The organism is Nocardiopsis tropica (genome assembly GCF_042660575.1).
Lineage (GTDB): Bacteria > Actinomycetota > Actinomycetes > Streptosporangiales > Streptosporangiaceae > Nocardiopsis > Nocardiopsis tropica.
The window spans coordinates 32,277-53,195 of the sequence record NZ_JBHSUF010000023.1 but is presented as its reverse complement, the minus strand read 5'-3'; the positions used below and the strand labels follow the sequence as shown (position 1 = coordinate 53,195).

Annotated in this window: 13 protein-coding genes; 10 read left to right on the top strand and 3 right to left on the bottom strand. The window is 74.8% G+C overall.

Annotated features, from left to right (window positions below):
- Positions 1-11 precede the first annotated feature (11 nt).
- A complete protein-coding gene (locus tag ACFQBR_RS28475; protein ID WP_378554890.1) occupies positions 12-2,246 on the bottom strand; it encodes a serine/threonine-protein kinase in 2,235 nt (744 codons plus the stop codon).
- A gap of 384 nt (positions 2,247-2,630) precedes the next feature.
- Between ACFQBR_RS28475 and ACFQBR_RS28470 the strand changes: the two genes are divergently transcribed.
- A complete protein-coding gene (locus ACFQBR_RS28470) occupies positions 2,631-2,921 on the top strand; it encodes a DUF6504 family protein (RefSeq protein ID WP_378554889.1) in 291 nt (96 codons plus the stop codon).
- Between the two features lie 164 nt (positions 2,922-3,085).
- On the opposite strand, the gene ACFQBR_RS28465 is transcribed toward ACFQBR_RS28470, so the two are convergent.
- The gene (locus tag ACFQBR_RS28465; protein WP_344181133.1) at positions 3,086-3,676 is read right to left on the bottom strand and encodes a GNAT family N-acetyltransferase; all 591 of its coding nucleotides are present in this window, start codon (positions 3,674-3,676) and stop codon (positions 3,086-3,088) included.
- A gap of 191 nt (positions 3,677-3,867) precedes the next feature.
- On the opposite strand from ACFQBR_RS28465, the gene ACFQBR_RS28460 reads away from it, so the two are divergent.
- A complete protein-coding gene (locus ACFQBR_RS28460; RefSeq protein ID WP_344181135.1) occupies positions 3,868-4,476 on the top strand; it encodes a DinB family protein in 609 nt (202 codons plus the stop codon).
- A gap of 80 nt (positions 4,477-4,556) precedes the next feature.
- Here the strand turns inward: ACFQBR_RS28460 and ACFQBR_RS28455 are convergent, their stop codons facing one another.
- Complete coding sequence (locus ACFQBR_RS28455) at positions 4,557-5,648, bottom strand: peptidoglycan recognition protein family protein (RefSeq protein WP_344181137.1); 1,092 nt, start codon at positions 5,646-5,648, stop codon at positions 4,557-4,559.
- Positions 5,649-6,231: 583 nt separating this feature from the next.
- Between ACFQBR_RS28455 and cobT the strand changes: the two genes are divergently transcribed.
- The 8 genes from cobT to ettA all read left to right on the top strand — a co-directional run bounded on the left by cobT (position 6,232) and on the right by ettA (position 20,829).
- Positions 6,232-8,688: a nicotinate-nucleotide--dimethylbenzimidazole phosphoribosyltransferase gene (gene cobT, locus ACFQBR_RS28450; RefSeq protein WP_344181139.1), complete on the top strand. Its 2,457-nt coding sequence runs from the start codon at positions 6,232-6,234 to the stop codon at positions 8,686-8,688.
- A 271-nt stretch (positions 8,689-8,959) separates the two neighbouring features.
- Positions 8,960-9,733, top strand: coding sequence for an enoyl-ACP reductase FabI (gene fabI, locus ACFQBR_RS28445; RefSeq protein WP_267948560.1), 774 nt, complete (start codon positions 8,960-8,962; stop codon positions 9,731-9,733).
- A 200-nt stretch (positions 9,734-9,933) separates the two neighbouring features.
- Positions 9,934-11,214 carry a uroporphyrinogen-III C-methyltransferase gene (gene cobA, locus ACFQBR_RS28440; protein ID WP_267948561.1) on the top strand — a complete coding sequence of 427 codons (1,281 nt, stop codon included), beginning with the start codon at positions 9,934-9,936 and terminating at the stop codon, positions 11,212-11,214.
- Positions 11,215-11,286: 72 nt separating this feature from the next.
- The gene (locus ACFQBR_RS28435) at positions 11,287-13,185 is read left to right on the top strand and encodes a dynamin family protein (protein WP_344181143.1); all 1,899 of its coding nucleotides are present in this window, start codon (positions 11,287-11,289) and stop codon (positions 13,183-13,185) included.
- Complete coding sequence (locus tag ACFQBR_RS28430) at positions 13,182-15,719, top strand: GTPase (RefSeq protein WP_378554886.1); 2,538 nt, start codon at positions 13,182-13,184, stop codon at positions 15,717-15,719. Before ACFQBR_RS28435 ends, ACFQBR_RS28430 begins: the two co-directional genes overlap by 4 nt.
- A 566-nt stretch (positions 15,720-16,285) precedes the next feature.
- Complete coding sequence (locus tag ACFQBR_RS28425; protein ID WP_267948564.1) at positions 16,286-17,668, top strand: GGDEF domain-containing protein; 1,383 nt, start codon at positions 16,286-16,288, stop codon at positions 17,666-17,668.
- Positions 17,669-17,753: 85 nt separating this feature from the next.
- Positions 17,754-18,995, top strand: a complete 1,242-nt coding sequence (locus ACFQBR_RS28420) for a DUF4192 domain-containing protein (protein ID WP_344184343.1) — start codon at positions 17,754-17,756, stop codon at positions 18,993-18,995.
- 169 nt (positions 18,996-19,164) lie between these two features.
- Positions 19,165-20,829: an energy-dependent translational throttle protein EttA gene (ettA, locus tag ACFQBR_RS28415; RefSeq protein ID WP_344184342.1), complete on the top strand. Its 1,665-nt coding sequence runs from the start codon at positions 19,165-19,167 to the stop codon at positions 20,827-20,829.
- Positions 20,830-20,919: the final 90 nt, after the last annotated feature.

The following is a 20,919-nucleotide window of genomic DNA, read 5'->3' as shown; positions in this document are numbered from 1 at the left end:
GCGGCGCGCCCCTACCCCTCCTCGGTGACCTCGCCGAGGTAGAAGTCGGTGAAGAGCACGCCGAGGGGCTCGTTGCCGGGCCCGGGGCGGGTGACGACGCCGACCTGGCGGCGGTCCCCCGCCTCCTCCCCGTCGTCGGGCAGCGGGGTGTCGTCGACGGTGGTCAGCACGTGTTCGTCGTTGACCCACATCGACAGCTCCATGCGCTCCCCCTCCCCGTCCTCCGCGTCCTCGCCGTAGTACTGGCAGGAGAGCGTCACCGTGTTGGTCGGCACCGTGTCGGCCTCGAAGACGTAGGGGCGGTCCGGGTCGTAGTCACCGTCCCGCGCCTCCTCGTCGAAGAGGGGGTAGGGCTCGAACCCGGAGACCTCGGTGGTCTCGGCGAGGGTGCGGTCGCCGTCCTCCTCGTTCATCCGGCGGATCTCCGCGCGCCTGCCGTCGTAGCGGAGCAGGGCCTCGTAGTGGGTGCGGTACTCCTCGCCGTCGTTGTCCCAGCACCGCACCCCGAACACGGCCTGCTCGGGGCCCTCGACGACGTAGGCGGTGGAGCTGACCACGACCCTGTCGGGGAGCACGCTCTCGGTGGTGATCGCCGCTTTCGTGCCGCGGCTGACGTAGGTGCTGGTCCCGGGGTCGTGCTGGAGGAGGTAGCCGCGCTCCTCCTGCCAGTAGCCGTCCTCCGTGCCGGGGTCGTAGACCGAGCCCCAGTCCGGGTCGGTGGTGAAGTCGATCTCGTAGAGGGAGACGGTGGGCGGCACCTCCTCGGAGCCGTTCAGCAGGACGGCCCCGCCGACGGCGGCGACGAGGACGACCGCGGCCGCAGCGGCGCCGATCGCGACCGTCCTGCGGCGCCTGCCCGGGTTCGGGCGTGCGCCGGCCGCCACCGGGCCCACGGGGCCTCCCGGGCCGCCGGGGCCGCTGAAGTTCGCCTGCTGCGTGCCGGGGCGCCGGTCGTGCGGAGGGAGGGAAGGGCCTCCCGGGCCCGGCGGCGGGTAGTGGCCGGGGAGGTTCTGCCCCCGGCCCGGGGGCTGGTTCGGGTACACGGCCCGGTGCCCCTGGGCCGGCTGGGGGCCGGACGGCGGGTGCCCGCGCCCGTCGGGCATCTGCCGGGTCGGCGGGGTCCGGTCCGGGGGGACCTGCTGGGTGGGTGGCACCGGTCGAACCGGCGGCTGCTGCGCGTGGGGGTCCTGGAAGGGGTGGGCGCCGGCGGTCCCCGGCCGCAGGGGATCCCCGGCCTCGGAGGGCTGTCCGCCGGGGGGTGTGGCGGGGCCCCGGGGGACGGCCCCGCCTCCGGCCGGTCCGTTGTGCGCGAGCCCGGCGCCGGTCTCCTGCGGCGGCGCTCCGACCACGGGTACACCGCTGGGCGGGGCCCAGGAGTCCGTGATGGTGCGGCGGACCTCCGCCTCCTCCGGTTCCGCCTGACCGGTCAGGCGCGCCAGGATCTGCTGGGAGGACGGCCGGTTGGCGGGGTTCTTGTCCAGGGTCGCCCGGACCAGGTCCAGCAGGGCCGGGTCGAGGCCGTCGAGGCGGGGCGGCGCGGAGGAGATGTTGTGGAGGACGGCGGGCACGGTGGCCGCGTCGAAGGGGGCCCTGCCCGTGCCGGAGAAGGCGACGAGGCAGCCCCAGGCGAAGATGTCGGCGGCCGCGGTGGCCTGCTCCCCCAGGAGGAGTTCGGGGGCCATGTAGGACGGGGTGCCCATGAGCTGGCTGGAGCGGGTGACCCCGCCGCCCGCCTCGTCCAGGGCGCGGGCGATGCCGAAGTCGATGACCTTGGGGCCCACGGGGGAGAGCAGGACGTTGGCGGGTTTGAGGTCGCGGTGGACCACCCCCGACCCGTGGATGGCGGTGAGGGCGGCGGCCACGCCCAGGGCGAGCCCCTCGAGGGTGCCGCCGCCCATGGGCCCGCCCGAGCGGATCGCCTCGTCCAGGTTCGGCCCCGGCACGTACTCGGTGACGATGTAGAGGGGTTCGCCCTCCAGCCGGGCGCCGAGGACCCCGGCGGTGGAGAAGCGGGCGACGCGGCGGGCGGACTCGACCTCGCGTGCGAAGCGGAGGCGGAAGGACTCGTCGTCGGCCAGGTCGGGATGGATGAGCTTGACGGCCACGGACCGGCCGGAGGGGTCCTCGGCGAGGTACACGGTGCCCATGCCGCCGCGCCCCAGGCGGCTCACGATGCGGTGGCCGTCCAGTTCGCGCGGGTCCCCCGCACGCAGGGGTTTGCCGCTCTCGTGTCCGTTCGACGTCACAGTAGGGGGTCCCTCGTAGTGGCTCGTGTGTTGCGCGCCTGACAGCGTACCGATGCCGACACGCCGACGCGTTCTGAACTGGTTCGGCGCTCGGCCGATCCGGGGCGGGGCCGGACGCCGAACGCGGTGGTGGGGAGGGCCGGAGGTCGACCGGGGTGTGTCCCGTGCGGGTGGCGGCCCTCGAACAGTGCGCCGACGGCCCGGTGCTCGCGCCGGGGTTCCGCCCGGGGCCGGACCGGTCGTCACATGGGGGGATGCGGAACTTCCCGAAACAGTTCCACGGGGCCGCTGATTTCGCTAGGATTAGAACACATGTTCGACACTCGTCCGCGACTTCCCCACGGGTGGGTGTCCCGGCGACATGCGTTGGGGCTCAGGAGGCGGATGATGCTGAGGGGAAGTGTCGTGGGACGCTACTACGGGGCGGAGGTCACCGTCGTCGAGGATGACGGGCGCCCGGCCCGGTTCACGTGGAACGGCAGGGTGTACGGCGTGCGCAGGATCCTCGACCACTGGGTCACGCTGCGTATGGACTGGACACCGGTGAGCGGGTCCCAGGTGCCCGAGCGCAGGCACTGGAGGGTGGAGGCGGGAACGTCCCGGTCCCAGGGCGTGTACGAACTGCGCCACGACACGGCCAGCGGGACCTGGCTGCTCTCCCGCGTGTGGGGCTAGGGCCTCTCGCGCGGACGCTCCCGGCCGGCCCGGCGCCCGCGCAGAACCGGACGGGCGGCCCCGCGGCCGTCCGCCCGGGGGCGGCCGGTGCAGGCAGGCCCGTGGGCGTTCGCCCGGGCGCGGTCCGCGCGGCGGGAGGCGGCCCGACGCCCGCGTGCCCGGGGCTACAGGCCGTCGGCGCGGACCAGGTCGGAGGGCAGGAGGCTGTACACGGCCAGGTCCGTCCGGCCCTCGTGCAGCGGCATCGCGCTCCGCTCGACGCCCTCGAAGGTGAATCCGGCCTGCTCCGCGACCCGGCGGGAGCCGGTGTTCCCGGTGCCCGCCTTGATCTCCACGCGGAGGAAGCCCTGGTCGACCGCCCAGCGGGAGACGGCCACGGCCGCCTCGGTCGCGTACCCCCGGCCGCGGCCCCAGGGGGACACCCAGTATCCGACCTCGGTGTTCATGGCGGGCCACAGGGTGCGGACCAGGCCGATGGCGCCCACCAGGCGGCCCGACCCCTTCTCCACGACGGCCCACTGCTGGCCCTCGCCGCCGGTGCGCATCCCCGGGGCGACCTCGCGGCACCACTGCTCGGCGTCCTCGCGGGTGTAGGGCCGCCCGGGGCCGGGGATCGGGATCCACCGCTGGAGCTCGGGGTCGGTGCAGCTCGTGTGCACGTCGTCGATGTCGGCCTCGACGAACGCGCGCAGGCGCAGGCGTTCGGTCTCCAGGATCACGGACGGCAGGATCGGGTGCTGCTGGACGGTGGACATGCCGCTGTTCCCCCTCGACATCGGTGCGGAGTGCGCTCACGATACGCGCCCGCGAGGAGCACCCGGGACCGGTCCGTGCCGGTCACGCCCGCGCGCCGGATGCGGGCTCCCCCGCGCGGGCCGGTGGTGCGCAGAACAGTCCTCGGCCCCGCCCGACCGGGCGGGGCGCCCCTCATGAAAGGCGTTGCCGAATGACCGCGACAGACCCCCGCCCCGAGCTCCTGCGCTACCTCCGGGGAGCCAGGGAAGCCGTCCTGTGGAAGCTGGACGGGCTCTCGGAGTACGACGTCCGCCGACCGGTGACACCGACCGGGACCAACCTGTTGGGCCTGGTCAAGCACCTGGTCGCCGTCGAGTCGGACTACCTGGGGACGGTGTTCGGCCGCCCCTTCGGGGAGCCGGTGCCCTGGGCCGACCCCGACGCGGAGCCCAACACGGACATGTGGGCCACCCCCGACGAGTCGCGCGAGTACATCGTGGGCCTGTACAGGCGGGTGTGGGCCCATGGGGACGCCACGGTCGCCGAGCTGGGGGCGGACGCGGTCGGCCGCGTCCCCTGGTGGCCGCAGGACCGGGCCGAGGTGACGGTGCGGCTGGTCCTGGTCCACCTGATCGCGGAGACCGACCGGCACGCGGGGCACGCCGACATCCTCCGGGAGCTCATCGACGGCGCCGCCGGGCTGGCCGCCGGAGGGGACAACCTGCCCGCCGTGGACCGCGCCTGGTGGGAGGGGTACCGGGACCGCCTGGAACGCGCGGCGCGCGAGGCCGGCGCCGCGGACGGCCCGCCCCTGGGGTGAGGCGGGCGGCGCGGTCCACCGGAACGCGCCGGAGGGGCCGCACCGCCCGGCTGGCGTTCCCCGCCGCCGCGGACCCCGGCCTAGGAGGGGCCGCCGACGACGCGGTCGCGGATCGCGGTGTCGAAGGCCTCGGCGAACGCGTTGCCCGGGCACTCGGTGTCCAGCCAGTCCCGGTGCCGCGAGATCGCGTCGCCCGGCGTGACGGCGCCCGTGACGGGGTTCACGTATCCGATCCTCTCCGACGGGTCGACGCCGGTCACGGCGCACAGCAGGCGCAGCACGGCCACGAGGGAGTCCTGGGCCGCGTCCGTGGGCAGCTCCTCGGTGAAGTCGCCGAGCAGGCACACCCCCACGTTGCCGTGGTTGAAGCCGAACGCGTGCCCTGCGGTCACCGCGCGCGCCCGGCCCGGGGACGGGACCCCGGAGAAGACGGGCACGCCGTCCCCGCCCGAGTGGCGCCCCTCGTAGACCGTCCCCTCCGGGTCGATGAGCACGTGGTAGCCGATGTCGCCCCACGCCTGCTCGACCGCGTGCAGGTAGTGGACCGCCCGCACGTCCGCCGCGGGGTCGTCGCCCGTGGGCATGGCGGTGTGGTGCACGGTCAGCGCCTGCACCGGGTGGAACTCGGGGGCCCACAGGTCCTCACCCTCCTCGCCGAAGCGCCACGACTCGTCGGCGCCCCAGCCGGCCCGGGTGCGGAAGGGGACACCGGTGCGGGCGGCGGAGGAGCCGGGGGACAGCGTCACCCGCCCGGGCCCGCCGAGGCGCAGCTCCTCGCCGTCGGTGAGGTTCACGGCGGCGGTGCGCCCGTGGGGCCCGGCCTCGTAGCCGGTGGCGCCCTCCGGCGCGCGCACCAGCGCGACGGCGGACGGCTCGCGGTCGTCACGCCCCCCGGTGTGCAGGTGGACGGGGCGCCACGGCCCGAGGCCGTCGGCGGTCTCGAAGCGGATCGCCGTGTCCCTGCCGCCGGGGGCGCCGGTGACCGCCACCATGTCGAAGCGCCTCTCCGGCCTGACCAGCCCGGTGGAGGAGGAGCGCTCGGCCAGGACCCGCGGGGCCGTGCCGTCGGACGCGGTCCCGGCGAGGGCGGGGCGGGGTGAGGGCAGAGCGGTCCCCAGCGCGGCCAGGCCGGCGGCGGCGGTGGCCCCGGTGAGGAAGGTGCGCCTGTGCATCGTGTGTCCATTCCGTTCGGATCGGTCGGTTCCGGATCGCGCCCGCCGGGGGCAGGGGGAGGTGCGCACACCCTGGCACAGACGGCTTCCCGCGGCACGCGTGACAGGACGGAAGGCGGGGCTGAGGACGTCTTCGGCGGGCAAGATGTCTGACATGTCGTCATGTGCGTGGTTCTCGGACGTGGCGGAACGCGGCGGCCGTGAAGAGGGCGGGCGGCCCCGGGGCGCCGGACCACCGGCGGCGCCCCGCCCCGCGCGGAGCTGCGCCACCCACGGTGACGCCGAGGTCGGCGACGGGCCCCCGACTTCGCCGTGGACGCCCGCGGCGGCGCTCCACCGGACCGGCCAGGGCGCACACGCCCCGGCCCGGGACGGAAGGGGAGAGGGACCCCGTACCCCCCGCGTGCCCGCGCGGTCTCTGGCACAGTTGGTGGTGACTTGGGGACCCCGGCGACGGAGCCGGGGCCGACCGTCCGGGTCCGGGGAACCCGTTCGCGGGGGACGAACACCGCGGACTACGCTTACCGGTCTGCGCCGGAGCAAGCGGAACGGGCAGTCGACACACCTCTCTCGGGGAGCGATCATGACCAACGATGACCGCGGGGACGCCCGGAGCGGCGGGGACGGCGAACACGAGCCGCCCCGCTGGAGGAGCGGAAAACCCGCTCCAGGGCTCGGTTCCCGCATCGGCGGCCTGCTGGACGGGCTCCCGGAGAGCGGACGCGGCACCCAGGCGCGTGCGCCGCACGCGGCGGGAGGGCCGGCCAACCCGTTCCGGCTCCGGGAGCCCGCGCCCCCGCAGCCCCCGCCGCGACCGGAGGCGGGGGAGCCGGTGCCGCAGGGCCCGCCACCGGAGGAGCCCGGGGCCGAGGACCCGGCGGAGCCGCAGCCGGGAGCCCCAACCGAGGACGCGGCGGACCGGCACACCACCGCGCCCCGGGATGCTCCCGCCGCGAGCGAGCCCTCCCCGGACATGCCCCCGCCCTCGGGACCCCCGCTCCGGCCCAACGTGATCCCCCTCCGGGGCGAGCGGGCCGCGGAGCCGGCCGCCACCGGGCCGCACGACCCCGACGGGCCGACCACGAACCACGGACACGCGGACCAGCACCCCGCGACCACCGAGCCGGAACAGGGCATGTACGCACACGAAGCAGCCGCGCCCCCTCCCGGGCCGCAGCACACCGGGCCGTCACGGCCCGCCTCCGACCCGGCCCGGGCCCGATCGGCCCCCGCACCGGCGTCCGCCGGGACCGGGGAGCCCCGGGACCCGCGGGCGCACCCGGAACCCGAGGGGGCGGGGGCCGACCCCCGGCCTGCCCCCGCCTTCGACGACGCCGAGCGCGCCGCGGTCTACCGCGCCCTCCGCGGGCGGCACGACGCCCGGACGCGCTTCCGACCCGACCCCGTCCCCCACGGCGTGCTCACCCGGGTCCTCGAAGCGGCCCACCAGGCGCCGAGCGTGGGCCACTCGCAGCCCTGGGACTTCGTCGTCGTCCAGGACCCCGCCCTGCGCTCACGCGTGCGCGACCTCGCCCTCGCCGGGCGCGAGGCCCTGGCGGACGCACCGCACGGAACCCGCGCCCTCGACGGGGCCGAGGTCGAGGCCGTCCTCGAGGCGCCGGTCAACATCGCCGTCACCGTCGACCCCGCCCGCGGCGCCCGCCACGTCCGAGGCCGCCACGCCAGGCCCGAGAGCGCGTCCCACGCCGCGGCGCTCGCGGTGGAGAACCTCCGGATCGCCGCCCGGGCGGAGGGCCTCGGCGTCGCCTGGGTGGGCCACGTCGACGCACCCGACATCGCCCGCGCCCTCGAACTCCCCTCGTACCTCGGCGTGGTCGCCTACCTCTGCGTCGGGCTCGTCGAGGAGCCCCCCGCCGAGTCCGAGCCCGCCCCCGCCGGCTGGGCGGACGAACGCCCCCTGTCCTGGGCGGTGCACCACGACCGCTACGGCCGCCGAGGTCTGCCCGGCCAGGAGCCGACGAGCCTGCTGGAGGAGACCATCACCGCCATCGGAGCGCTGGACACCCGGGTGCTGGAGGAGGCCCGGGACCGGCAGGACCGGATGACCAAGCCGCCGGGCTCCCTCGGGGTCCTGGAGGACATCTCGGTGCAGCTCGCCGGGCTGGCCGGGGAGTGCCCCCCGCCGATCCCCGAGCCCGCCGCGGTCGCCGTCTTCGCGGGCGACCACGGGGTGCACGCCCAGGGGGTGACCCCCTGGCCCCAGGAGGTCACCGCCCAGATGGTGCACAACTTCCTGGAGGGGGGAGCGGTCGTCAACGCCCTCGCCAGGCAGGTGGGGGCAGGGGTCACGGTGGTGGACGTCGGCGTCGTCGGCGACCTGCCCGGAGCCGCCGGGCTGCTGCCCCGCAAGGTCGCGCGCGGCACCGCGGACTTCACCCGGGGGCCCGCGATGACACGCGAGCAGGCCCTCCAGGCCCTGGAGGGCGGCATCGAGGTCGCCCGCGACCTGGTGTCGGCAGGCAACAGGTGCCTCGTCACCGGTGACATGGGGATCGCCAACACGACCCCGGCGGCGGCCCTGGTCTGCGCCTTCACCGGGGCCGACCCGGCGCGGGCCACCGGCCGGGGCACCGGCGTGGACGACGCCACGTTCGAGCACAAGGTCGACGTGGTGCGCCGGGCCCTGGCCGCCAACCCGGTCGACCCCGCCGACCCCATCGGCACCCTCGCCGCGCTGGGCGGGCTGGAGCACGCGGCCCTGGCCGGGTTCGTGCTGGGCGGCGCCGCGCTGCGCGTTCCGGTCCTGTTGGACGGGGTCATCGCCGGGTCGGCCGCCCTCGCCGCCGCGGCCATCTCGCCCGAGGCCCTCGGCGCGTGCTTCGCCGGGCACCGCTCGAGCGAGCCCGGCCACTCGCTGGCCCTGGACCACCTGGGGCTGCGCCCCCTGGTCGACCTGGAGCTGCGCCTGGGCGAGGGCTCCGGCGCACTGCTGGCACTCCCCCTGCTCCAGGGCGCCGCGCGGGTCCTGCGCGACGTCGCCACCTTCGACGACGCGGGCGTCTCCACCGCCCACGCCTAGGGTGTCGAGCGGCCGGTCCGCCGAGGGGCCCGCCCCTCGGCGGACCGGCCGCTGCTCCGGGGACGCCCGCGCGGGCGTCCCCGGAGCGCGCGCCGCCGCTCCGCGACGCCCGGCGGTGCCTCCCGGGGAGGCCGGAGCGGCCCGGAGGAGGCCGAGGCGGCGCACGGCTTCAAAGTCTCCGCGGATTTCTTGTGCCGGTCCACAGGCGACGCGGGGCCCCGCCGCCGATACGTTTCCACTGGCAGCGAGTACATCCAGCCAGGGAGACGTCGTGAACTTGCTCATCACCGGAATCACCACCCAGTCCTCCATCGCGTACGCGATCACGGAGGAGGCCATGCGCCAGGGGCACTCGGTGATCCTCACCAACCCGCCGGGGCGGCCCCTGTCGATCCTGGAACGGGTCGCCAAGCGGCTGCCCGCCGAGCCCGTCGACATCCTTCCCATGGACGTCACCGACCCCGAGCAGATCAGCGCCACCGCGAAGGCCGTGGCCGAGCACTGGGACCACGTGGACGGCGTCCTGCACGCCATCGCCTACGCCCCCGAGTCCGCGCTGGGCGGCAACTTCCTCAACACCGCCTGGGAGGACGTCGCCACCGCGGTCCACGTCTCCGGGTTCTCGCTCAAGGCCCTCGCCGTCGGGTTCCGCGAGCTGATGGCGGCCGCCCCCGACGGCTCCGGGGTGGTCTCCCTGACCTTCGACGCGAGCGTCGCCTGGCCCGTCTACGACTGGATGGGCTCCGCCAAGGCCGTCCTGGAGAACAGCACGAAGTACCTGGCCCGCGACCTCGGCGGCGACGGCATCCGGGTCAACGCCATCTCGGCGGGTCCGATCAAGTCCCTGGCCGGGGGCTCCATCCCCGGGTTCTCCCAGATCGCCGACTCCTGGGGCGACAACGCCCCGCTGGGCTGGGACACCAAGGACGCCTCCGTGGTCGCCGGTCCCGCCCTGTTCCTCATGTCCCCGGCCGCGCGGGCCATCACGGGGACGGTCATGCACGTCGACGGCGGCTACCACGCCATGGGCGCGCCCCTCGCCTGAGCACCGGACGGCGCGGGGCGCACCGCGCGGTGCGTGGCGGCTCACACCCCCGGAGCGCGAGGGTTTACCAATGCGTAATACCGCTTTGACAAGGTGAGCCGGAGCAATCGCCGCACATCGCCGGCGGCTGGCGCAGCTTCCCGCCAGCACCCCGCCGTCGTCGCCGGGGGCCGGTAAGGACGACCGAAGGGGCGCGATCCGTGACCTATCTCCTTGGTTTGCGCATACGAGGCCGTGACGTGCTCGTCGTCGGCGGCGGCAGGGTCGCCCAGCGCCGGATCCCCGTGCTGGTCGAGGCGGGCGCCCGGGTGACCATGGTGGCGCCCGAGGTGTCCGCGGCGCTGGAGGACCTGGCCGCCGCCGGGCGCCTCACCTGGCTCCGCAGGGCCTACGCCCCGGGCGACGTCGCCGGCCCGGACGCGCCCGCGTACTGGCTCGTCCACGCCGCCACGGACGACCCGGCGGTCAACGCCGCCGTCGCGGAGGAGGCGGAGGACGCCCGGGTGTGGTGCGTGCGCGCCGACGACCGCCACGAGTCCTCGGCCTGGACCCCCGCCAGCGGCACCGTGAACGGCATCACCGTCGGCGTCGTCGCCTCGGGGGACCCCCGCAGGTCGGCCGGGCTGCGCGACGCGATCACGGAGGGCCTCGCCGACGGCACCCTCGACGCCCGGCGCGGACGCGAGCCCCTGCGCGGCGTCGCGCTGGTCGGAGGGGGGCCCGGCGACCCCGGCCTGATCACGGTCCGGGGCCGGCAGCTGCTCTCCCAGGCCGACGTCGTGGTCGTCGACCGGCTCGCCCCGACCTCCCTCCTGGACCGGCTGCCGGCCGACGTGGAGATCGTCGACGCCGCCAAGATCCCCTACGGCCGGTCCATGACCCAGGAGGAGATCAACGAGGTCCTGGTCACCCGTGCCGCGCAGGGGAAGTTCGTGGTCCGGCTCAAGGGCGGCGACTCCTTCCTGTTCGGACGGGGAGGCGAGGAGGCCGCCGCCTGCGCGGCGGCCGGGATCCCCGTCATCGCCGTCCCCGGGGTCACCAGCGCCCTGGCCGCCCCCGCGAGCGCCGGGATCCCCGCCACCCACCGCGGTGTCGCGCAGGACGTGCACATCGTCTCCGCGCACGTCGCCCCGGGCGACAGCCGGTCGACGGTCGACTGGAAGGGCCTGGCCGCGGCGGGCGGCACCGTCATCGTCCTCATGGGGGTCGAGCGCATCCGGGCGATCGCCGAGGCCCTCGTCGCCCACGGCCGCCCCGCCGACACGCCCGTCGCCGTCGTACAGGAGGCCACGCTGCCGGGGCAGCGAACGGTGACGGGTACGCTGGCCACCATCGCCGCCGCGGCCCGTTCGGCCGAAGTGCGGCCGCCCGCGGTGGTGATCATCGGAGAAGTGGTCAAAACAGCGCGGGATCTTGACATACTGCACACGGGAACCCAGCTCGAGTCCCATCGGCTGGCGACCGGGCGCGATCCCCAGTGAGGCCCTCGCCGACGGCGTTCGTCGCCCGCCCGGTGGGGGACCGCCACTACCGATGAGGAGGGCATACCGATCATGACCCGGCCGTCGGCCGCACCGGACACCACGGGTGACGGTGCCTCGGACCGGTTCGGAACCGGACCGGCCGCCACCTCAGACCAGACCGCCGAGGGTTCCGCGGCCGTGCCCGGGGCGGACCCCCAGGGCATCGCCGAGGCACGCAGAGGCCCCACGGTCCCCGTTGCCGCGGGCCCGGCCAAGCACCGGGCCCCCGCACCCGACGACAACCGTTTCGACCAGGTCCTGGAAGAGCTGCGCAAGCAGATCCGCGACCTGGAGTTCGCCGAGGGGCTGCCCAACGCCGAGGAGGGCCGCACCCTCCAGGCCGACGTCCTCGCCCAGCTGTCCGACTACGTCCTGCCCCGGGTCCGCCGCCCCGACATCCCCCTGCTGATCGCGGTCGCGGGATCCACCGGTGCGGGCAAGTCGACCCTGGTCAACAGCCTCGTCGGCGAACAGGTCACCACCACCGGCGTGCGCCGCCCGACCACCAACAGCCCGGTCCTGGCCTGCAACCCCGCCGACGTCGACTGGTTCAGCGAGGCCTCGTTCATCCCGTCCCTGCCGCGTGTGCGCCAGCAGGGCCTGGCGATGCCGGGCAAGGACGGCATGCTGGTGCTCGCCGCCACCGAGGCCATGCCCCCGGGGGTGGCCCTGCTGGACACCCCCGACGTCGACTCCGCCGTCGCCGCCCACCACGAGTTCGCCGCCAAGTTCCTGGACGCCGCGGACCTGTGGGTGTTCGTCACCACGAGCACCCGCTACGCGGACGCCCGTGTGTGGGAGTTCCTCCAGGTGGCACGCGACCGCGACACCTCGCTGGCCGTCGTGCTCTCCCGGGTGCCGCGCCGAGGCCGCCGCCGGCTCCTCGACCACTTCGGGGCGATGCTGGAGGCCAACGGGCTGGGCAACGCCGCCAGGTTCGCGATCCCCGAGACCGACCAGGTCAAGGGGGAGCGCTTCACCGCCAACGTCGCCGACCACATCCGCGACTACCTCGCGGAGGTGGCGGGGGAGGCCGAGCAGCGGGACCGGGTCTCCCGGCGCACGTTCATCGGCGTCATCGACAGCTTCCGCACGCGCGTGCCCGAACTCGCGCGCCAGGTGGAGGCCCAGATCGAGACCGGGCGCACGCTCTCCACGGTGGTGGACGACGCCTACGCGGGCGCCCACCGCCGCGTGGACACGAGCCTGGTCGACGGGTCCCTCCTGCGCGGGTCGCTGCTCGCCCGCTGGCAGGAGGTCGCCGCGAGCGGCGAGCTGGCCAAGAGCCTGCGCATGCGCGGCAGGCGCACCCGCCGGAGCGGCCGCGCCGAGCAGGCCGAGCGCGGCCAGCGGGTGAGCGCCCTGGAGCGCGCGCTCCGCGACGCGCTGGAGGCCGCGGTGGTCTCCGCCTGCGAGCACGCCTCCGACGAGATCGAACAGAAGTGGCGCGAGGTGCCCGGCGGCGGGGACCTCGCGGGCAAGGCCCTGGACCAGCCCGGCACCGGCCTGCTGTCACAGCAGATCCGCCAGGAGATCGCCGAGTGGCAGGACGACGTGGCCGAGATGACCACGGTCAGCGGTGCCACCAAGCGCTCCGTGGCCCGGTTCGTCACCTTCGACCGCGACATCGTCGCCCTGGTCCTGATCATCGACCTGCTCGGCTACGAGCGGTCCCGATCCGGAGGCGGCGCACACGCGGCCGACACCTCCGGCCCCTCTCCGCAGCGCCTGCTCAAGGGGCTGTTCGGCGCCCAGTCACTGCGAAGCATTGGCGAAACCGCACGGGACAACCTGCGCAGGCGCGTCCTCGGGCTGCTCGATCGCGAGCGAGTGCCCTTCGACAGCGCGCTCGCGTCGGCCGGGATCCCGTCCGAGGACAGCGCCGTCCAGCTCTATCAGGCCACGTACAACCTTGAGATAGCACGATGACGACTCAGTGGAACCCCGCGCAGGCGCAAGGGGACTACGGCGCGGCCGACGGCCGCGCCGAGGCCGAGGACCGCGAGAGCGGGCACCCCGGCCCCGGCGCCCGCGGGCACGCCCCGCAGGACGAACCGGTGCGGTCCGGAGGCGGGCCGTGGCGCGGGTACACCATGCCCGTTCCCGAGCACCCCGAGCACGCCGACCCCTCGGAGGACGGCACGGAGGAACCCTCCTACGACGGCATCACCGGCTACCCGGACCCGTCCGGCGCCGCCGCGCCGAGGGAGGCCCCCGAGCGCGCCGGGAGCGCGCCGGACGAGGGAGGCGGGGCCCAGGCCGGGCCCGGCCCCCAGGAGGCGCCTCCGCGGCGCTCGGGGCGGCACGCCAGGCACTCCGCCGCGCCCGGGGGGGACGGTCCCCCCCGGTCCGGCAGGAGCGCCCGGCCGGCGGGGGAGGCGCCCGCCGCCGACCCGGACGACATCACCCCGGAGGACCCCGACGGGCTCGCCGGGTGGGTGGGGAGCCTCGCCGAGGCCGCCGACGACACCCGTATCGCCGGGCGCACCACCGGCGCCTTCCCGATCGTGGGACAGCGCGCGGGCTCCGGCGGCGGGACCGGCGAACCCGCCCGCGCCCGCCGCGGCGCGGAGCCGCAGGAGCCCCCCGGCGCCGGGACGCCCGCCGACCGGGAGGACGGCGCCGCGGCGGACGGCGGCACGCCCTCCGCGGACGTGTCCGGCGCACCGGAGCCGGAGGAGCCCGAACCGCTGCCGCGCCGCGTCCCCGGGCCCTCGGCGGTCTCCGGCGCCTTCCGCGCGATCGGCCCCGACACCGCGTCCGAGCCGGCGGACGGCGGCGCCGGGGAGGAGGACGAGGAGGAGTACCGCCCCACCACCCACGACGAGTGGGAGACCACCCCGTCGACGAGCAGGGCCGAGCTCATCGAGCGCCTGGACGCCCTGTCCACGCTGACCGAGCTGGGTCAGGGCGACCTGCCCCAGGAGATCACCGCCCGGGCCGCCCAGCTGCTCGACCACGCCGGAGCCCGGCTGAGGCTTTCCGCCGAGCACACCGTCGTCGCGCTCGCCGGCGGCACCGGCAGCGGCAAGTCCTCCTTGTTCAACGCCCTGTGCGGACTCGAACTCTCGCAGACCGGGGTCACCCGGCCCACCACCTCCAAGGCGCACGCCTGCGTGTGGGGGCACGAGGGGGCCGACGCCCTCCTGAGCTGGCTGGGCGTCCCCAACCGCTACCGGCACTCGCGCTCCAGCGTCCTGGACGCCGGCAACTCCGAGCTGACCGGGCTGGTCCTGCTCGACCTGCCCGACCACGACTCCGTGCGCAGCATGCACACCGCCGAGGCCGACCGGCTGATCGGCTCGGTCGACCTGCTGGTGTGGGTCCTGGACCCGCAGAAGTACGCCGACGCCGCCGTCCACCACCGCTACCTGGCCAGGATGGCCGGCCACGGGGCGGTCACCGTCGCCGTCCTCAACCAGGTGGACAAGGTGGAGCCCGACGAGCTGGAGGAGCTGCTCACCGACCTGCGCCGCCTGCTGGAGTCGGAGTCCGGCGTGCACCCGCGCGTCATCACCACGTCCACGCTCACCGGCCAGGGCATCCGCGACGTGCGCGAGTTCCTCGCGGAGACGGTGCGCGAGCGCCGCGCGCTGGTGGACCGCCTGGTCGCCGACCTCGACCAGGTCGTCGAGCCCTTCGCCGACTTCCACGGCGAGGGGGACGTCCCCGAGACGGTCCCCGCCGACGTGCGGACCCGGATCCAGGAGGGGCTGGCCGGCGCCGCGGGGGTGACCGCCGTCGCCGACGTCACCGAGACCAACGACGTCAGGCGCGGCAAGCGCAAGGTCGGTTGGCCCGTGGCGCGCCGCGCGGCCAGGCTCCGCAAGGACCCCCTGGCCGCCGTGCAGCTCGACTTCCTGCGCCGCGACAGCGAGAACGGCGTCCGGGGCCCCGTCGACGCGCACGTGGCCGAGTTGGAGACCGTCCTCGGGGAGGCGGCCGACACCGTCTCCGAGGGCATGCCGGCGCCCTGGCGGCGCCGTATGCGCACCGCCGCGCGCAGCGCGGTGCCCGAACTCCCGGCCGAGCTGGGGGAGGCCGTCTCGGCGGCCGTCGGCGACCCGGAGCTGAGCCCCGGGTGGTGGAAGCTCGCCCGCACCGCGCAGTTCGCCCTGCTCACGGCGGTCGGCATCGGTCTGGCCTGGACGGTCGTCTCCGTGCTCAGCCGGCTCGGCGGCGGCATCACCGGCCTGGCGATGTTCGACGACCCGGTCTTCGCCGCCTACTCGGGCGCGCTGGCGGTCGCGGCGCTGCTGGTCGGCTGGCTGACCGGGGTGGGCTGCGGCAACCTCGTCGAGGTGGCGGCGGTCCAGCGCCGCGAGGACGTGGAGCGCAAGGCCCTGGGCCGGGTCCGGGAGATCACCGCGCTGCGGGTGGTGGAGCCGATGGAGGCCGAGCTGGCGCGGTACAGGGCGTTCCGCTCCGCCTACGAGGTGGCCGTGGCGGCGACCGGGACCTGAGCGGACGGCCGGCGACGGCGCGGTCGGCGCGCGACCGCGTCCGTCCGCCGGACCAGGGGCCCGGGGGCGGGCGGCATCATGCCGCCCGCCCCCGGGTGTGTTGCGTAGGCGTGGGTATCAGACCCAGCTCGCGCCGTCGATCGCCATGGTGAGTGCTCCTTCGTGTCGAGTGCTGCCGAGGCGGAATCGGCCGGGCCCCCGGGAGGTCGGCGGTCCGTGCCGGAGCGGCTGACGCCGCGCCCCACAGAAGAATGCCCCAGAACCGGTGCACGACCAACCCCCCTGGGTCTCCGCACACCCCGGAACGGGGGGCCTCGCGACTCTCGATACAATAAGCGATTAAGTTATTACCCAAAGTGATGTAAAGTGTTGGGGTGTCGAGTGGGCCCGTCCGGCGAGCGGACTTCGGGCGTTCGGCTACCCGGCCGTCGTCACCGAGTGGCATGGTAGGGGAACGCGGGGCGAATCCATCCCGTCGAACGGAGAACCGCAGGAGGCGGCGGACCCATCAGAGTCGGGTGTGGGGGATGAATGGCAGAGCGTGACACAGAAGGGAGGCGGGAGCCGTGAGCATCTCGGAGAAACCGGCGGCGCCGGTCGGCCGTGCCCCCGGGGGCCGGTCCTCGTGGCCGGTCCTCCAGGAGCCCCAGGGCCTGATCGTCTACATGTGCCTGCTCCTGGTCGCCGCGCTGTTCCTGTTCGGGGTGGCGTTCGCCCTGACCGTGTTCTCACTGAAGGACCTGGTCACCTTCACCGCGCTGGTCGCCGGCGCGGCGATCTCGGTCGAGGGGAGCCGCCGGCTGGGCACGCCCACGCCCGCCGGGTTCAACCGCGACCTGCTGGGAGCCTGGTGGTTCCCGGTCGTGCTCCTCCTCCCGCCGGTGTACTCCCTGCTCATCCCCATCCCCGTGTACCTGATGGTCCAGCAGCGCACGAGGCGCACCCTGGTGCACCGCCGGGTGTTCAACGCGACCTCGGTGGGGCTCTCGGGGTTCCTGGTGTCGGTGGTCTGGCACGGCGTGTGGGGGGACGACCTCGTCGGCGGCCTGGGCGGCGTCGTCGAGTCCGGCGAGCCCCTCACCACGGGGCCCGGCGTGCTCGTGGCGGTACTGTGCTGCGCGGGGTTCACCGTCCTCAACACCCTCCTCGTCGCCCTGGCCGCGAGGATCAGCAGCGGCCCGGGCAACAGCCTGCGCCCCATGTGGGACCGCGAGGCGCTCATCGTGGACGCCGTCGAATTATGTGTCGGCGTCACGGTCGCCATCCTCGCCCAGCTGTCCCTCTTCCTCCTGGTCATCGCGGTCCCGCCGGTCCTCCTCCTCCAGCGCAGCCTCCTCTACCAGCAGTTGCAGATGGCCGCGCGGACCGACCCCAAGACGGGGCTCCTCAACGCGCCCACCTGGGAGCAGGAGGCGTCGATCGAGATCGCCAGGGCCCGCTCCTCCCGGGGGCGCGCCGCCGTGCTCATCGTCGACATCGACCACTTCAAGCGGGTCAACGACAGCCACGGCCACCTGTTCGGGGACCAGGTCCTCCTGGGGGTGGCCACCACCATCGCCCAGCAGCTGCGCCAGTCCGACCTGCTCGGGAGGTTCGGCGGCGAGGAGTTCGTGGTGCTGCTGCCCGGGTCCGACACCACCGAGGCCTGGCGCGCGGCCGAACGCCTGCGCACGCAGGTCGGGGGCATGGAGATCGCGGTCGACGGCGTCCCGGTGCGCATCACCATCTCGATCGGGGTGGCGGTCATCGGCGACCACGGCAACGACCTGGTCGAACTGCTCACCGCGGCCGATCTCGCGCTCTACCGGGCCAAGGAGACCGGCCGCAACCGCGTGTGCCTGCCGGCGGGGCGCCCCGGCGCCGGCGGCACGATCCCCGGCCCGCGCGAGGCGGAGCTGACCGACCGCGGCGGGCCCGCGGAACCCACCGATCCCAGAGAGGTCTCCTGAACCGCGGCCCCACGGAGAACGCGCGGTCGTCCACAGGCTCCGGAAGCCCCTTGTCCGGAACAGGATGATCACGCACCGTGAAGATATGCACCCCGACCAGCCGCACTACCCGCGCGACCCCCAGGACCCCCAGGACCCCGCCCGTTCGCCCGACCGGACGGAGCGGCCGGACCGGACGGAGCGGCCGGACCGGCTGGGGCACCCCGGCTCCCCGGCCGCACCCGGCTCCCCCCGCGGGGGGCCGGGCCCGACGGACCCGGCGCCCCGGCCGCGACCGCCCGGCGGACCCCCCACACCGGGCGCCTCCCCCGGCGCCCTCACGCTGACCAACCCGACCGACATCATCGCCACCCTCCCGTACCTGGTGGGGGAGCCGCCCGACCCCGGGATCGTGGTCCTCGCCATCAGGGACCGCGGCGTGCACTCCGTGTACTGCGGCGACCTGGACAGGATGGACGGCGCCCCCGACCCGGCGGGGCGGGCCGCGGCCCCCGCCGCCGCGGCGGCCTCCGAGGGCTGCACGGCCCTGGCCGTCGTGGCGTACGGGCCGCCCGGGCGGGTGACCCCCTACGTCGACGCCCTCCTCGCCGCCGCCCGGACACACGGCCTCGCGGTCGTCGACGCCATCCGGGTCACCGGCGGCCGGTACTGGTCCTACACCTGCGGATCGGCCGGGTGCTGCCCGGCCGAGGGCACGGTCGTCAACGTCGACGGGTCCACTGTCCCGGCGAGCGCGGTCCTGCACGGGATCGTCCCCGCGCCGCCGTTCCACGCGACCATGGCCGACATCGCCCGGATACGCGCGCTCCTCGCCCCCGTCCGCGGGGAGGAGCGGGCCGCGATGGAGGCCGCCGCGGACCGTGCGCGGACCCGCGCCGCGCGGGCGGAGGGCGGCGGTCCCTCCGACCGCGGCCTCACCGAGGTCCTGGCTGCGGTCCGGGCCGAGCACGCGGGGCGGGCGGTCACCGACCCGGACGGACTGGCCCGGCTGGGCGTGCACCTGACCGGGACCGGCGTGCGGGACGAGGTGTGGGCGAGGATCACCGCCGAGGCGGCCCCCGTCCACCAGGCGCTGTGGAGCCGGGCCACCCGCTGCCTGCCCTCGGAGCTCAGGGCCGCCCCCGCCTCCCTGCTCGCCGTCGCCGCGTGGCAGCGCGGTGACGAGGCGCTCGCGGCGGCGGCGCTGGACGTCGCCCTCACCACCGATCCCGGCTACTCCATGGCGGTGCTCATGAGCCGGGCCCTGGCCTGGGGGCTGCCGGTGGAGCGCTGGCGGGAGTTCACGCCCCGCTGGTTGAGCCGGGGGAGGGACCCGGCACAGGACTGACCGCAGGGGCCGGCGGCGACCGGAGGGGGTGACCCGGGGCGCAGCGCCACGGCCGCCGCGCGGGTCCGGTGGGGACGGGCCCGGGCCGGCGCCGGACTCCGTCCCCGCCGGGCCCCCGGGTGCGCTCCGATGGCGGGGGCATGGGCTGCGACGCCCTAGGCTTGGAGGCATGCCGGAGTACATTTTCACCATGAACAACGTGCGCAAAGCGCACGGCGACAAGGTCGTCCTTGACAACGTTTCGGGGTCGTTCCTGCCCGGAGCCAAGATCGGCGTCGTGGGCCCCAACGGTTCGGGTAAGTCGACGCTTCTGAAGATCATGGCCGGCATCGAACAGCCGTCCAACGGCGAGGCGCGTCTCATGCCCGGGTTCAGCGTCGGGCTGCTCGCGCAGGAGCCCCGGCTCGACGCGGACAAGACGGTCCTGGAGAACGTCGAGGACGGTGTCGCCGAGACCAAGGCGATGCTGACCCGCTTCAACGAGATCGCCGAGCAGATGGCGACGGACTACTCCGACGACCTGCTCGAGGAGATGGGCAAGCTCCAGGAGCAGCTCGACCACCGCAACGCCTGGGACCTGGACAGCCAGCTGGAGCAGGCGATGGACGCCCTGCGCTGCCCGCCCGGGGACGCCTCCGTCACCCAGCTCTCGGGTGGTGAGAAGCGCCGGGTCGCCCTGTGCAAGCTCCTCCTCGAACAGCCCGACCTCCTCCTGCTCGACGAGCCCACCAACCACCTCGACGCCGAGAGCGTGAACTGGTTGGAGCAGCACCTGGCCAAGTACCCCGGCACCATCATCGCGATCACACACGACAGGTACTTCCTCGACCACGTCGCCACGTGGATCCTGGAGCTGGACCGCGGCCAGTTCTACCCCTACGAAGGCAACTACTCCACCTACCTGGAGACCAAGCAGGCCCGCCTGAAGGTCGAGGGGCAGAAGGACGCCAAGAAGGCCAAGCGCCTCAAGGACGAGCTGGAGTGGGTCCGCTCCAACGCCAAGGCCCGCCAGACCAAGAGCAAGTCCCGTCTGGCCCGCTACGAGGAGATGGCGGCGGAGGCCGACAAGACCCGCAAGCTGGACTTCGAGGAGATCCAGATCCCGCCGGGTCCGCGCCTGGGCAACACCGTGGTCGAGGTCAAGAACCTCACCAAGGGCTTCGACGACCGCGTCCTCATCGAGAACCTCAGCTTCTCCCTGCCGCCCAACGGCATCGTCGGCGTCATCGGCCCCAACGGTGTCGGCAAGACGACCCTGTTCAAGATGATCGTCGGCGAGGAGACCCCCGACCAGGGCAAGATCACCGTCGGCGACACTGTGGAGATCTCCTACGTCGACCAGTACCGGGGCCGCATCGACGACAGCAAGAACGTGTGGGAGACCATCTCCGACGGCGAAACGTTCATCACGGTCGGCAAGGTCGAGATCCCGAGCCGCGCCTACGTCGCCGCCTTCGGCTTCAAGGGCTCCGACCAGCAGAAGCAGTCCGGGGTGCTCTCGGGCGGCGAGCGCAACCGGGTCAACCTGGCGCTCACCCTCAAGCAGGGCGGCAACCTGCTGCTCCTGGACGAGCCCACGAACGACCTGGACGTGGAGACCCTCGGCTCCCTGGAGAACGCGCTGCTGGACTTCCCCGGCTGCGCCGTGATCACGTCCCACGACCGCTGGTTCCTCGACCGCGTCGCCACGCACATCCTCGCGTGGGAGGGCGACGCCAACTGGTTCTGGTTCGAGGGCAACTTCGAGTCCTACGAGAAGAACAAGATCGAGCGCCTGGGCCCGGACGCCGCGCGTCCGCACGCGGTGACCCACCGCAAGCTCACCCGCGACTAGCCTCGCGGGACCTGGCACGCGCCCGCGGGGGCACCGGACGACCGGTGCCCCCGCGGGCGTTCCCGCAGCGGCGCACGCGCGGATATTCCC